At 70.2% G+C, this 12,390-nt stretch carries 13 protein-coding genes; 10 read left to right on the top strand and 3 right to left on the bottom strand.

Annotated elements, in window-relative coordinates:
- Positions 1–11 precede the first annotated feature (11 nt).
- From ABD346_RS37715 to ABD346_RS37705, 3 genes are all read left to right on the top strand, one after another.
- On the top strand, positions 12–1,088 hold the full coding sequence (locus ABD346_RS37715; protein WP_344380830.1) for a Leu/Phe/Val dehydrogenase: 1,077 nt from the start codon (positions 12–14) through the stop codon (positions 1,086–1,088).
- 119 nt (positions 1,089–1,207) lie between these two features.
- Positions 1,208–1,795 carry a nitroreductase family protein gene (locus tag ABD346_RS37710; RefSeq protein WP_344380829.1) on the top strand — a complete coding sequence of 196 codons (588 nt, stop codon included), beginning with the start codon at positions 1,208–1,210 and terminating at the stop codon, positions 1,793–1,795.
- 118 nt (positions 1,796–1,913) lie between these two features.
- The gene (locus ABD346_RS37705; RefSeq protein ID WP_344380828.1) at positions 1,914–3,983 is read left to right on the top strand and encodes a transglycosylase domain-containing protein; all 2,070 of its coding nucleotides are present in this window, start codon (positions 1,914–1,916) and stop codon (positions 3,981–3,983) included.
- 2 nt (positions 3,984–3,985) lie between these two features.
- Here ABD346_RS37705 and ABD346_RS37700 read toward each other — a convergent pair whose 3' ends face one another.
- Both ABD346_RS37700 and ABD346_RS37695 read right to left on the bottom strand, forming a co-directional pair.
- Positions 3,986–4,633: a response regulator transcription factor gene (locus tag ABD346_RS37700; protein WP_344380827.1), complete on the bottom strand. Its 648-nt coding sequence runs from the start codon at positions 4,631–4,633 to the stop codon at positions 3,986–3,988.
- Positions 4,618–5,877 (bottom strand): sensor histidine kinase, encoded by a 1,260-nt coding sequence (locus tag ABD346_RS37695; protein ID WP_344380826.1) that lies wholly within the window; start codon positions 5,875–5,877, stop codon positions 4,618–4,620. The genes ABD346_RS37700 and ABD346_RS37695 overlap by 16 nt, the downstream gene beginning before the upstream one ends.
- Before the next feature lie 241 nt (positions 5,878–6,118).
- On the opposite strand from ABD346_RS37695, the gene ABD346_RS37690 reads away from it, so the two are divergent.
- The 7 genes from ABD346_RS37690 (at position 6,119) to ABD346_RS37660 (ending at position 11,084) form a co-directional block, all read left to right on the top strand.
- A complete protein-coding gene (locus ABD346_RS37690; RefSeq protein ID WP_344380825.1) occupies positions 6,119–6,556 on the top strand; it encodes a hypothetical protein in 438 nt (145 codons plus the stop codon).
- Between the two features lie 94 nt (positions 6,557–6,650).
- Positions 6,651–6,848, top strand: a complete 198-nt coding sequence (locus ABD346_RS37685; RefSeq protein ID WP_344380824.1) for a hypothetical protein — start codon at positions 6,651–6,653, stop codon at positions 6,846–6,848.
- A gap of 340 nt (positions 6,849–7,188) precedes the next feature.
- Positions 7,189–9,108 carry an ATP-binding protein gene (locus ABD346_RS37680; protein ID WP_344380823.1) on the top strand — a complete coding sequence of 640 codons (1,920 nt, stop codon included), beginning with the start codon at positions 7,189–7,191 and terminating at the stop codon, positions 9,106–9,108.
- Between the two features lie 7 nt (positions 9,109–9,115).
- Complete coding sequence (locus ABD346_RS37675; protein WP_189966702.1) at positions 9,116–9,550, top strand: roadblock/LC7 domain-containing protein; 435 nt, start codon at positions 9,116–9,118, stop codon at positions 9,548–9,550.
- Between the two features lie 2 nt (positions 9,551–9,552).
- On the top strand, positions 9,553–9,924 hold the full coding sequence (locus ABD346_RS37670) for a DUF742 domain-containing protein (protein ID WP_189966701.1): 372 nt from the start codon (positions 9,553–9,555) through the stop codon (positions 9,922–9,924).
- The gene (locus ABD346_RS37665; protein ID WP_344380822.1) at positions 9,902–10,519 is read left to right on the top strand and encodes a GTP-binding protein; all 618 of its coding nucleotides are present in this window, start codon (positions 9,902–9,904) and stop codon (positions 10,517–10,519) included. The genes ABD346_RS37670 and ABD346_RS37665 overlap by 23 nt, the downstream gene beginning before the upstream one ends.
- Position 10,520: 1 nt before the next feature.
- On the top strand, positions 10,521–11,084 hold the full coding sequence (locus ABD346_RS37660; protein WP_053730981.1) for a GAF domain-containing protein: 564 nt from the start codon (positions 10,521–10,523) through the stop codon (positions 11,082–11,084).
- 24 nt (positions 11,085–11,108) lie between these two features.
- Here ABD346_RS37660 and ABD346_RS37655 read toward each other — a convergent pair whose 3' ends face one another.
- Positions 11,109–12,314 carry an acyl-CoA dehydrogenase family protein gene (locus tag ABD346_RS37655; protein WP_344380821.1) on the bottom strand — a complete coding sequence of 402 codons (1,206 nt, stop codon included), beginning with the start codon at positions 12,312–12,314 and terminating at the stop codon, positions 11,109–11,111.
- Positions 12,315–12,390 lie beyond the last annotated feature (76 nt).

Below are 12,390 nucleotides of genomic sequence, written 5' to 3'. Positions count from 1 at the left end.
TGGGGTGGGTTATGAGCGTGTTCAACGAAATGGACGGTCACGAGCAGGTTCTGTTCAGCTCCGGGCCCGGCGGGCTCCGCTGTGTCATCGCCATCCATTCGACTCTGCTGGGCCCCGCACTCGGCGGGGTGCGTTTCCTTCCGTACGCCGATGACGACCAGGCGGTCGGTGACGCGTTACGGCTCTCCCGCGCGATGACATACAAAGCGGCCTGCGCGGGACTGGACATCGGGGGAGGAAAGGCCGTCATATTCGGCGGCCCGGGCGTGGAGAAGTCCGAAACACTGCTCCGCGCTTTCGGCCAGGCGGTCGAGAGTCTGTCGGGACGGTTCATCGCGGCCTGCGACATGGGCATCACCACCGCCGACCTGCGGATCATGAGCAAGGAGTCCCGGTGGATCCGCGGCCTGGACGTCGAGGAGGGCGGCTCCGGCGAATCCGGCGCGATGACGGCGTACGGAGTGAATCTGGGCATTCGCGCCTGCCTGCAGCACCTCGACGGCAGCGACAGTGTGGAGGGGCGCCACATCGCCATCGACGGTGTGGGGAAGGTGGGCGGGCGGCTCGCGGCCCACCTCGCCGAAGGCGGCGCACGGCTGACCCTGGCGGACATCGACCAGGAGAAGGCCGAGCGGGTGGCCGAGGCCTGCGGGGCCGAGGTCGTCAGCCGCGAGAAGCTCTACCTGCTGGACACGGACGTCCTCAGCCCGAACGCGGTCGGCAATGTCATCGACGCCGATCTCGTGGACAAGCTGCGCTGCCGCGTCGTCGCGGGCGGCGCCAACAACCAGCTCGCCGCGCCCACGATCGCGGAACGGCTCGCGGCCCGCGGCATCCTCTACGCGCCGGACTTCGTGATCAACGCGCTCGGTCTGATCCAGGTCGTCGACGAGCTGCATCCCGCCGGCCACGACATGAACCGGGTGCGGCAGCGCGCCGAGCTCATCCCCGAACGGCTCGTCGAGATCTTCATCCGGGCGAAGCACCTGAACATCAGCACCGCCGCGGCCGCGACCAGCATGGCCCGCGACCGCCTCGCTGCAGTACGCGGCGTCCGGTCGTTCTGGCTGCCGCCACGGTGTGGATGAGGCGGCAGCACATGGTGCGGGGGTCCATGGGGCGCCCGCACATGTTGTGCCGCGCCATGTGTCGATCCCACATGGTGCGGCCCCACACGGTTCGAGGCTACGAAGAGGAGCATGCACCGATGGAGTTGGAGGCCGCCATCCGCACCCGCCGCAGTGCGCACCGGCTGATCGAACCCGCCCCCAGCGACAAGGAGTTCACCGAACTGCTCGGCTGGGCGGCCACCGCTCCCGATCACGGCCATCTCCGCCCCTGGCGGTGGATCCTCGTACGCGGTGACAGCCGGACGGCGCTGGGAGAGGCCTTCGCATCCGGCGCCACCGACGCGGAGGCCGTCCGGCGCGAGGGCCGCAAACCGCAGCGCGCCCCGCTCCTCGCGACCCTGGTCTTCGCGCCCCGGCGCAACCATCGCGTGCCGGACTGGGAGCAGCTCGCCGCGAGCAGCGCGATGGTCAACTCGTTGATGCTGCTCCTGCACGACAGGGGCTTCGGCAGCATGTGGCGTACGGGCTCCTCCGTCGACTCCGCCGGCACCCGGAGCCTGCTGGAGCTCGCACCCCACGAGCGGCTCATCGGCTGGCTCTACATCGGCAGCCCCGACCCCACCCGGCGTTCCGTCCCGCGCTCCCCGGTACCGGTCGACAACCGGGTCTCCCTGTTCACGTCCCCGCCAGAACCGGCGGGGCCGCCCGGCCACCCGCCGAAATGATCAGATCGTGCCCCTGAGGAACACCGCTGAGGCCGGCCTCAGTCCCACGCGGCCGGAATTACCGTTCATAGACGATTATTTGACGTGATTCATAGGTCGGCTGCGTATGTTTCGCCCTATGTCCACCACGCGCTCCCGCCCGCCCGGCTCCCTGCTCACCCGCACCCTTCGGTTTCTAGGGGTGAGTGTTCTGGCGGGCGCGATGGCCGCCGGGATCGCGTTGCCCGCGGTGGGCCTGCTGGGACTCGGCGCGAAGAACGCCGCGGAGAGCTTCAACAGTCTGCCCGACGTGTTCAAGACGCCTCCGCTGTCCCAGGCGTCCCAGATCTACGACGCCGACGGCGGCCTCATCGCCACCGTCTACGACCGCGACCGCACCGTCATACCCGGTGACCAGATCGCCCCGGTCATGCGCAAGGCGCTGGTCGACATCGAGGACAACCGGTTCTACCAGCACGGAGCCGTCGACCTGCAGGGCGTACTGCGCGCCCTGAACAAGAACGCGGCCAGCGGCACCGTGGCCCAGGGCGGCTCCACCCTCACCCAGCAGTATGTGAAGAACGTATTCGTCGAGCAGGCGGGCAGCGACCAGAAGGCGGTCCTCGAAGCCCAGCGCCAGACCCTCGGCCGCAAGATCCAGGAGCTGCGCTACGCGATCGAGCTGGAGCAGACCCTGCCCAAGGACCAGATCCTCACCAACTACCTGAACATCACGTTCTTCGGCGAGCAGGCGTACGGGGTCGAGGCCGCCGCCGAGCGCTACTTCAGTGTGCATGCCAAGGACCTCTCGCTGCCCCAGGCCGCCCTGCTTGCCGGAATCGTCCAGTCGCCGTCCATGTACGACCCGGTCACCAACACCCGCCTGGCCAAGCAGCGCCGCGACACCGTCCTGACCAAGATGGCCCAGTACGGTTCGATCACCGCCGCCCAGGCCCAGCAGGCGATCAGTACCCCGATCAAGCTCCAGATCAGCAAGCCGCGCCAGGGCTGCATCACCGCCCAGCAGGGCGAGGGCTTCTTCTGCGACTACGTACACCACGTGGTGGTCACCGATCCGGCGTTCGGCAAGACGGCCACCGACCGGCAGGCCCTGTGGAGCAGGGGCGGTCTGCAGATTCATACGACGCTGGCACCCAAGGCGCAGAAGGCCCTGCAGCAGTCGGTCACCTCGCACGCGTACACCACCGACGACGCGGCCGCCGTGATGAGCCTCGTCCAGCCCGGCACCGGCAAGATCGTCGCGATGGGGCAGAGCCGCGACTACGGCCTCGGCGCGAACCAGACGGAGATCAACCTCAACGTCGGTACGGACATGGGGGGCGGGCTTGGCTTCCCGACCGGCTCCACGTTCAAGCCGATCGTGGCGGCCGCCGCCCTGGAGAAGGGCACGACCCCGGACCAGTCGTACCCGGCGCCGTACTCCATGCCGTGGCCCGCCATGTCCGACTGCTCGGGCAACACCTACCCGGAGAACGGCGAGGTCCACAACGACAGCCCGTCCCTGACCGGACCGTTCGCCATGCCGGACGCCATGGCGCAGTCCGTCAACACCTACTTCGCCCAGCTGGAGGCCGACACCGGGCTGTGCGACGTGTCGAAGATGGCCAACGCGCTCGGCATCACGCAGCAGGCCGGCGGCACCAAGCTGCAGGTGGTCCCCTCGCTCACCCTGGGCAGCAACGACCTGACCCCGCTGGAAATGGCCAACGTGTACGCCACCTTCGCCAACCACGGCACGTACTGCACCCCGGTCGCCATCACCTCGGTGACCAAGCCGGACGGGGCCGACGTCCAGGTGCCGCAGGCCAATTGCCACCAGGTGATGTCCACGGAGACCGCCGACACCGTCACCACCATGCTCCTGGGCGTCGTCCAGGACGGCACCGGCAAGCCCGCCGGGCTCACCGATCGCGACAGCGCGGGCAAGACCGGCACCACCGACGAGAGCAAGCAGGTGTGGTTCGCCGGATACACGCCCGAACTGGCCGGCGCTGCCGTCGTCAGCGACACCAGGAGCCCGCGGGACCTCGACGGCCAGAGCATCGGCGGCGAAACCGTCGGCCAGGCCTTCGGCGGCACCCTCGCGGGACCTGTGTGGCGAGACTCCATAGAGGGAGCCCTCGCGGGACAGCCCGCCGGAACGCTCACCACGACCACACTGCCAGGCGAGTCACGGTCCGACGGCTGAGGTCACGGGTTGTTGAGATAGGTGAGAACGGCGAGGACGCGGCGATTGCTGCTGTCGTCGTCCGTGATGCCGAGCTTGCCGAACATCGACGTCGTGTACTTGCTGATCGCGCTCTCGCTGAGGAAGAGCCGCCGGCCGATGGCCTGATTGGAGAGGCCTTCGGCCATCAGGCCGAGGACGGAGTGCTCGCGTTCGGTGAGCCCTTCGAGCAGCCGGTTCGAAGAGCCGCTGGAGAGCAGCTTGGCGATGACGGCCGGGTCCATCGCGGTGCCGCCGGCGGCGACGCGTTCCAGCGCGTCGATGAACTGGTCCGCGTCGAACACGCTCTCCTTGAGGAAGTAGCCGATGCCGCCGGTACCGTCGGCCAACAGCTCGCGGGCATAGAGCTGTTCCACATGCTGGGAGAGGATCAGGACCGGCAGGGCGGGCACTGCGCGGCGGGCGGCGAGCGCAGCGCGCAGCCCCTCGTCCGACTGACCCGGTGGCATGCGCACATCGACGACGGCCACGTCCGGCCGCCACTCCAGGAGCGCGTCGAGCGTCTCGGGACCGGTGGCGGCCGTCGCCACCACCTCATGTCCGTACGCCTCGATGAGACGGACCATCCCGTCCCGCAGCAGATAGAGGTCTTCGGCTACAACGATTCGCATGGCACCATCATCCTCACCCGCGTCGGACCGCCCTCCGGGCTGGTGATCTCCAGGGTGCCGTCGAAGACCGTGAGGCGGCGGCGCAGCCCCGCGAGTCCGCCGTCGGTGCGTACGTCGGCCCCGCCCCGGCCGTCGTCCTCGACCTCCACCACGATGTCGGTGCCGTCCACGGCGATGGTGATCCTGCCCCGGCTCGCCCGGGCGTGCTTGACGGCGTTGGTCACCAGTTCGGCGATGCCGAAGTACAGGGCGGACTCGATGGGCGGGTCGAGACGCAGCTCGACGTCGGCGTCGACCGTCACTTCCAGCGGGCTGTCCAGGGCGAAGGCGCGTACGGCATCGATGAGCCCGCGCTCGTTCAGGACGGGCGGATTGATGCCCTGGACCAGCTCGCGCAGCTCGGTCAGGGAGGTGGCGGCGCCGACCCGGGCCTCGCGCATCAGCGCCCTTGCCCGGTCGGGGTCGGTGTCCATCAGCTTCTCGGCGGTCGCCAGCGACAGGCCGAGCGCGACCAGACGCGCCTGCGCCCCGTCGTGCAGGTCCCGCTCGATCCGCCGGATCTCGGCGGCCTGCGCGACCGTGGTGTCCGCCCGCTGAGCGGTCAGCTCGTCCACCCGGTCGGCCAGGGCCATCGCCGCCGAGGCCCGCAGGAACCGTACGGCCACGGGCTTGAGGGGCCGCCAGGCGTACGGGGCGGCAGCGACGGCGACGACCACACCGAGCACCCCGACGAGGCGCGGGGCGAGCCCCGACCCGCTGAACCCGAGGGCCGCCGCGGCCACCCCGGCCAGGGGTACGGCCGCCGCCACGCCCGCGCCGACCGCCACGATCGCCGTGAACCGGAGGTCGCGCCAGTTGGCCGGGTCGCTCCACCGCAGCCGCATCTTCTGGTCCATGACGGCATCGCGGCTGCTCCGCTCGTAGCTGAAGCCGTTCCACCAGTACCCGGTGGACAGCCGTGTCACCGGCCCGGGCTGCCGGTATCCGGAGGGGATGACCGTGCCGGTCCACCGCGCGACGAGACGGCGGACCAGCCGGCACACCGGGCGGGACAGGCCGAGCGTGCCTCCACACACCAGCACGACCGGAGCGACCCACGACCAGGGGTTCGCCGCTCCCCACCAGATCCCCAGCGCCATGGCGCCAGCCCACACAGCCGGGATCACCATGGTGGCCGCCACCACTAGGCAGGCGCGCCAGAAACCCACACAGACATCCGCGACCCACGCCCCCAGCTGACGCATGACCATCGTTCTCCCTCACAACCCCGACCGCGACACGGGCAGTTCCCGTACCGCACCCATCAGTCGGGCATGGCTTCGTGACCCCCACTCTGCACCGCCCGCAGCCCGCAACGCCCCAGGTCGGCCCAGGAGTGGGGCTGGACCCACCCTCCCCGGCGCCCAGGCCCATACCGGCGGACCGACGCGCTCCCTAACGTCGAGACCAAGCCGAACGCAGACATCACGAAGGAAGCCGAAGACCATGGAAACCACCGCCCACACCACATCCGCCGCCGCCCACATCGCGCACCCCCGCCACCAACTCACGTTTCGCAAGGCAAAGTTGATCGTCGCGGCCTATGGTGCGCTGAGCTCGGTGGTCCTGCTCACCGTCGCCATCCGCGCACTCACCGGCCACACAGTGAGCTCGTTCATGTGGGGCCGGTCGGGTGGAGTGCTGGCGAGCGCCGCGGTGACCTACTGGCTGACCGTCATCGCCGCACAGGGAAAGCGATGGGCCTATGTGCGTGTGCGAGTCGTCTCGGTCGTCGTGCCGATCGCGATCGTCGCCGTCGACATCATCGGGGGCCTGCCGGGGTGGTTCGTCGCGATGCAGGTCGTGTGCGCCCTCACCATTGGCGCGACGGCTTTCGTGGTCAACGGATCCGACGTGCGAGCCGCGTTCCCCAAGCAGCGGTGACGCGCAACCTTCCGGCCGCACATGACCCGGGCGCGCACATGGTGTCGATGCCCCCTGCCGCGGGAGTCGCACACGGTGTGAAGAGCGCCGCTCCGTGTACGAGGGGGGCCGCGGTCAGGCGGCGGGCGTCGCGTATCCGCCGCAGTACGACACCTTCCTGCCCGGTGGCAACACCGGTGCGGCGGACGTGGCCGAAACGGCACGGGAGCGCGATGAGCCGGTCCGCAGCCCGCTGTTCGTCGCGATGACTCACGCACGTGATGTGCTGTGGCCGGGCAGTGTGGCCGGATGACGGTGGCGTGACCGTCGCCCGGCCGTTCCCGCGGCCGCCCTTCGAACCCACATCGGAGGCATCCGGCCGTCCATCCACCCATGCCGGGAAGCGGAACCCGGGGGAGCGGCAAATGACATCGGCCGTTCCGCAGAAGGGAGTTGAAGATCCCGCACGTTATCGGTCTGTCGTACGATGCGTCATACCAGAGCGGGACGCTGTGCGTGGAACTTTGCCAACTGCGCACCGAGGGTGATGTATTGACGACTACGGTGAGTGGTCGACGATCAAAGTGGGCCTTACATCAGCCGAGTTGGGCCTGCCAGAATGATCCATGGGACCCCACGCACCGAGGACACCGATGTCTCATCTCCGCGCACCCGCCGCGCGGCCGGACCGCCGCGAGGGCGGGCGGCACGGCCGCAACGCCACCCGGCCGCAGCAGCCCACCGCCGACGCCGGGCATCCGGCCCCGGCGGGCCGGGCGCCGATGCCCCCCGGGCCGCGCCCGTCACCCGAGTCCCGCATACGCCCGCAGCTGCTGCGCGCCGCCGTGCTGCCCGCCACCGTGGCGGTGCTGTGCGGCGCGGCCGCCGTCGCCTTCACCCTGCACTCCACCGGCCGGCACCCCACCGTGGGGCTCTGGGCCGTGCTCGCGGGCCTCGCCGTGCTCGCCATCGCCGCGCTGATCGCGGCCGGGATCGGCGCCGACCGGGCGGCCAAGACCGTGCTCGGCCGCGCCAACGCACTGCGCCGGAGCAGCGCCCGCTCGGCGGCCGACCTCCGTACGGTCGTCGAGGCGCTGCGCCGCGGCGAAGGACCTCCGGCGCGTCACGCACCAGCCCAACTGCCCGCAGGGGCGGATGAGTTCGAGCTGCTCGCCCACGAGCTGACCCGCTCGCACGACGCGGCCGTGGTCGCCGTCGTGCAGGCCTCCCAGCTCTCCAGCAGCGTCGGCAACGAACAGAAGGTCGAGGTCTTCGTCAACCTCGCCCGCAGGCTCCAGTCCCTCGTGCACCGCGAGATCCAGCTCCTGGACGAGCTGGAGAACGAGGTCGAGGACCCCGAGCTGCTCAAGGGCCTCTTCCACGTCGACCACCTGGCCACCCGTATCCGCCGCCACGCCGAGAACCTCGCCGTGCTCGGCGGTGCCATCTCGCGGCGCCAGTGGTCCCACCCCGTCACCATGACCGAGGTCCTGCGCTCCTCGATCGCCGAGGTCGAGCAGTACCCCCGGGTCAAGCTGGTGCCGCCGATCGACGGGACACTGCGCGGCCACGCCGTCGCCGACGTCATCCACCTCCTCGCCGAACTCGTCGAGAACGCCACGGTGTTCTCGGCCCCGCACACCCAAGTCCTGCTGCGGGCCCAGTTCGTGACGGCCGGTCTGGCCGTCGAGGTCGAGGACCGCGGCCTCGGCATGCCGGTCACCGAGCAGAACAAGATGAACGCGCTGCTCTCCGACCCCGACCAGGTCAACGTCGCCCACCTCCTCCAGGACGGCCGCATCGGTCTGTTCGTGGTCTCCGCGCTGGCCCGCAGGCACGGCATCGCCGTCCGCCTCCAGACCAACATCTACGGCGGAGTCCAGGCCGTACTGGTGCTGCCGCAGGGCCTGTTGGGTGCCGAGCCCGAGGGCCTCAACCAGCAGGGGCGGCCCCAGCCGCAGGCGGCGCAGACCCCGGAGCGGGACACCACCGGCCGGATCCCCGTCGTGCCGTCACCCCCTCAGGTGACCCGGCCCGCCGAGGTGAGTGCGCCACTGCCGCCGGCCGTCCCCGCGCCCGCCATCGCTCCCGTACAGCCGGAGCCCGCACATCAGGCCCGGCCCGCCATCGACCAGCTGCCCCCGCCGCACCGGCATCTGCCGGAGCCCACCACCGCCGGCCACGGCAGCGGCCCGCTGCCCGTGCGCGGGGCGCACGACGAGCGGCCCAACCCGGCCGCCGCACCCCCCGGCATCCACCACGGCGCGGCCCCCGAGCCCGTCGAAACCCGGGTGCCCGTCACCCCGAGAGCCCAGAACGGAGCCGTGCGCGGCACCATGGGCCGCCCCGATCTGCCCCGGCGCCGCAGCCAGGAACACCTCGTACCCCAGCTGCGGGACGCACCCGCACCCCGCAAGGACGATGAACACGCCCTGCACGACCCGGGGTTGATGGCCGCCTTCCAGCGCGGCATCGGCCTCGCGGAGGCACAGCAGAGTCACCCCGCACAGCCGACCCACCAGTCCCCCCAGGCGCTCCAGTCGGAAACTGACGCCGAACACTCCAAGGAGTAGATGCACCATGGCGAGCGATGCGCCGACCGGACACGTCTCGGACCTCGACTGGCTGCTGAGCGGACTGGTCCAGCGGGTGCCCTACACCCGCAATGCGGTTCTGCTCTCCTCGGACGGCCTGGTCAAATCCGTTCACGGCCTGGACACCGACAGCGCCGACCACATGGCGGCCCTCGCTTCCGGCCTGTACTCGCTCGGCCGGAGCGCGGGGGCCCGCTTCGGCGACGGGGGCGAGGTCAGGCAGGTCGTGGTGGAGCTCGACTCCACCCTGCTGTTCGTGTCCACGGCCGGATCGGGCACCTGTCTCGCCGTGCTCGCCGGCCGGGAGGCCGACGCCGCGGTCCTCGGCTACGAGATGGCCATGCTCGTCAAGAGCGTACGGCCCTACCTCGTGACGCCGGCCAGGCAAGGCGCCGGGACCCCGAGCGGCCTGAGGAATTGACCGTGGCGGCCCCTCAGGACGGGCCGTGGCTCGACGACGCGGCCGGGCGGCTGATCCGCCCCTACACGGTGAGCAACGGCCGCACCCGGCCGACCGCGACCCTGGACCTGCTCTCGCAGGTGATGGCCACCGGCACGATCCCCCAGACGCTCCTGGGCCCCGAGCACTCGCAGGCCCTCGGCCTGTGCAAGGGGCCCACCTCGGTGGCGGAGATCTCGGCGCACTTACGGCTGCCGGCCGTCGTCACCAAGGTGCTCCTTTCCGACCTGGTGGACTGCGGGGCGGTGACCGCGCGAGCCCCCCGCTTCCATCACACACCCACCGACCGATCTCTGCTGGAGGCAGTGCTCGATGGCCTACGACGACGGCTTTGACGCCCTGGCCGACGGGGACGCCGTCGACCAGTTCCCGACCGCGCTGAAGATCCTCGTCGCGGGCGGGTTCGGGGTCGGCAAGACGACCTTCGTCGGCGCGGTCAGCGAGATCGAACCGCTCTCCACCGAGGAGCTCCTCACCACGGTCAGCGTGCCCCACGACAGCCTCGAAGGAGTCGAGTCCAAGACCACCACCACGGTCGCCATGGACTTCGGGCGCATCACCCTGGACGACCACCACGTGCTGTACCTGTTCGGCACACCGGGGCAGGAGCGCTTCTGGTTCATGTGGGACGAGCTGTCCGAAGGAGCCCTGGGGGCGGTGATCATCGCCGACACCCGGCGGCTCGACGAATGCTTCTCCGCCGTCGACTTCTTCGAGCGGCGGGGCATCGGATTCCTCGTCGCCGTCAACGAGTTCGACGGTTCGTACCGCTACGAGCCGGAGGAGGTGCGGGCCGCCATAGACCTCAAGCCCGAGGTCCCCGTCGTGCTGTGCGACGCCCGCATCGGCAGCTCCGGCATCCGGACGCTGGTCACCCTGGTCCAGCATCTGCTCGCCACCATCCCGGCAGCCACCAGCCATGGAGCTTGACATGACGTACGATCCGACCGGACACCTCCTGCTCACCCCCGTCGACCGGGAGGCGCCGGTCCGCGTCCAGCGGCTGCGGCAGCTGGGCATGGGGGAGTGGCCCGACCCGGCCTTCGACGAGTTCGCGCGCAAGCTCGCCGAGGTGACCGAGGCGCCCTTCTCGATGGTCAACTTCATCGACGAGAACCAGCAGTTCTTCGCCGGTCTGCACACCCCGAACGGTGCGCACACCGGCTCGGACCTGGCCGCCGCGTCAGGCGGGGTCAGCCGGATCATGGCCCGCGACCACGGGTACTGCCCGCACGTGGTCGTCCGGCGCAAGGCGCTGGTCCTGGAGGACGTGTGCGACTACCCGCGCTTCGCGGGCAACCCGGTGGTGGACGAGATCGGCATCCGCTCCTACCTCGGGGCGCCGCTCATCGACCGTACGGGCATCGCGCTCGGCACGATCTGCGTGGTGGACACCGAGCCGCGGCCCTGGGGCCGAGCCGGCCTGGAGACCATCAAGTCCATGGCGGCGGAACTCGTCGAGCAGATCCACCGGCGCGAGGACGGCCGTATCTGAGCCGCCCTCGCGGTGCACGTACGGTCAGTGGGCCGCGGCCAGCTCCTCCATGCGCACCAGCTCGGAGAGCCGCTGCGACCACTGGCCCTTCGCCGTGCCCAGGGCCACCTCGGCCAGCCTCAGCAGCTGGACGTCCGAGGTGCCGGCCGGGGCGAAGATGTGGTGGGCGTCGCGCAGATAGCGCTCGATGGGGCGGTCGGTGAACAGGCCGGCCGCCGCGTGGATCTCCATGGCGTTGCGCGCGGAGTCCAGCGTCGACTCGACGTTGACGACCTTCGCGTTCATGAGCTCCGCGTCGCACGGCAGCCCCTGGTCGAGCAGATGGACCGCGTGGTAGGCGACGAGCCGGGCCGTCATCAGGCGGGACTTCAACTGCCCCAACTTGATTTTGATGTTGGGGAGTTCATACAGCGGCCGGCCGTAGCGAATCCGCTCCGTGCAGAACCGGGTGGTTTCGTCGAGGATCGCCTGGTGGATGCCGAGCGACACGGCGGTGAGATTGGCTCGCCCGTAGAGCACGCTGGAGGAGTACGCGACGGCGAGCCCGTCGCCCTCATCGCCGAGCCGATTGGCCGCGGGGACCCGGCAGTTGTGGAAGTGGACCTCGCCGAAGCTGAAACCGTGCAGGCCCATCGCCTCGCGGTGCTCGCCGAGCGAGAATCCCGGCCGGTCCGACTCCACGAGGAAGGCCGATAACCCCTTCGAACCCGGTCCGGTACGCAGGATCACTCCGTGGAGATCGCCGACGTGGCTGTTGCCGACGTACACTTTTCGGCCATTGAGTACATAGTCGTCGCCGTCGCGGACCGCGCTCGCCGCCATCCCCAGGACGTGACCGCCCGACTCCGGCTCGGTGACCGCGATCGTCGGCAGGCAGTCACCCGAGGAAACGGCCGGGAGCCAGCACTTCTTCTGCTCCTCGCTGCCGAAGTGCACGATCTTGGCGACGCCGAGCTGGGAGGCCTGCACCATGGCGCCCATCGCGCCGCTCACCCGGGACAGCTCCTCGATGATGATGGTCTTGCCGAGGTGCCCCACCCCCATACCGCCGTACGCGGGGCTCACGGTGGCTCCTATCCAGCCCTGCCGGGCGATGAGCCGCGACAGCTCGTGCTGGACGGTGCGGGCCGTCTCCATCTCGGCGATCCGCGGCCGGACCTCGCGTTCCGCGAAGTGCCGTACGTCTTCCCTGAGTTGTTGGTGCAGTCGGCTGTTGAAGTATCCGTCCATCCGCGAGCCCTCCTCCGCGAAACGCCCGCCAGGCGAAGGCCCGGCAGGTGGTGCATCGGCAGTGGTCCCGTCCCGA

This window comes from Streptomyces mauvecolor (assembly GCF_039532965.1).
GTDB classification, from domain to species: Bacteria; Actinomycetota; Actinomycetes; order Streptomycetales; family Streptomycetaceae; genus Streptomyces; species Streptomyces violascens.
The sequence above is the reverse complement of the archived record's forward strand: the minus strand, read 5'-3'. Positions and strand labels throughout refer to the sequence as shown.

Coding starts and splice junctions, on each gene's coding strand:
- ABD346_RS37705 (WP_344380828.1), top strand. CDS start 1,914: ATGTCCACCACGCGCTCCCGCCCGCCCGGCTCCCTGCTCACCCGCACC.
- ABD346_RS37680 (WP_344380823.1), top strand. CDS start 7,189: ATGTCTCATCTCCGCGCACCCGCCGCGCGGCCGGACCGCCGCGAGGGC.
- ABD346_RS37660 (WP_053730981.1), top strand. CDS start 10,521: ATGACGTACGATCCGACCGGACACCTCCTGCTCACCCCCGTCGACCGG.
- ABD346_RS37665 (WP_344380822.1), top strand. CDS start 9,902: ATGGCCTACGACGACGGCTTTGACGCCCTGGCCGACGGGGACGCCGTC.
- ABD346_RS37690 (WP_344380825.1), top strand. CDS start 6,119: ATGGAAACCACCGCCCACACCACATCCGCCGCCGCCCACATCGCGCAC.
- ABD346_RS37695 (WP_344380826.1), bottom strand. CDS start 5,877: ATGCGTCAGCTGGGGGCGTGGGTCGCGGATGTCTGTGTGGGTTTCTGG.
- ABD346_RS37675 (WP_189966702.1), top strand. CDS start 9,116: ATGGCGAGCGATGCGCCGACCGGACACGTCTCGGACCTCGACTGGCTG.
- ABD346_RS37700 (WP_344380827.1), bottom strand. CDS start 4,633: ATGCGAATCGTTGTAGCCGAAGACCTCTATCTGCTGCGGGACGGGATG.
- ABD346_RS37715 (WP_344380830.1), top strand. CDS start 12: ATGAGCGTGTTCAACGAAATGGACGGTCACGAGCAGGTTCTGTTCAGC.
- ABD346_RS37655 (WP_344380821.1), bottom strand. CDS start 12,314: ATGGACGGATACTTCAACAGCCGACTGCACCAACAACTCAGGGAAGAC.
- ABD346_RS37710 (WP_344380829.1), top strand. CDS start 1,208: ATGGAGTTGGAGGCCGCCATCCGCACCCGCCGCAGTGCGCACCGGCTG.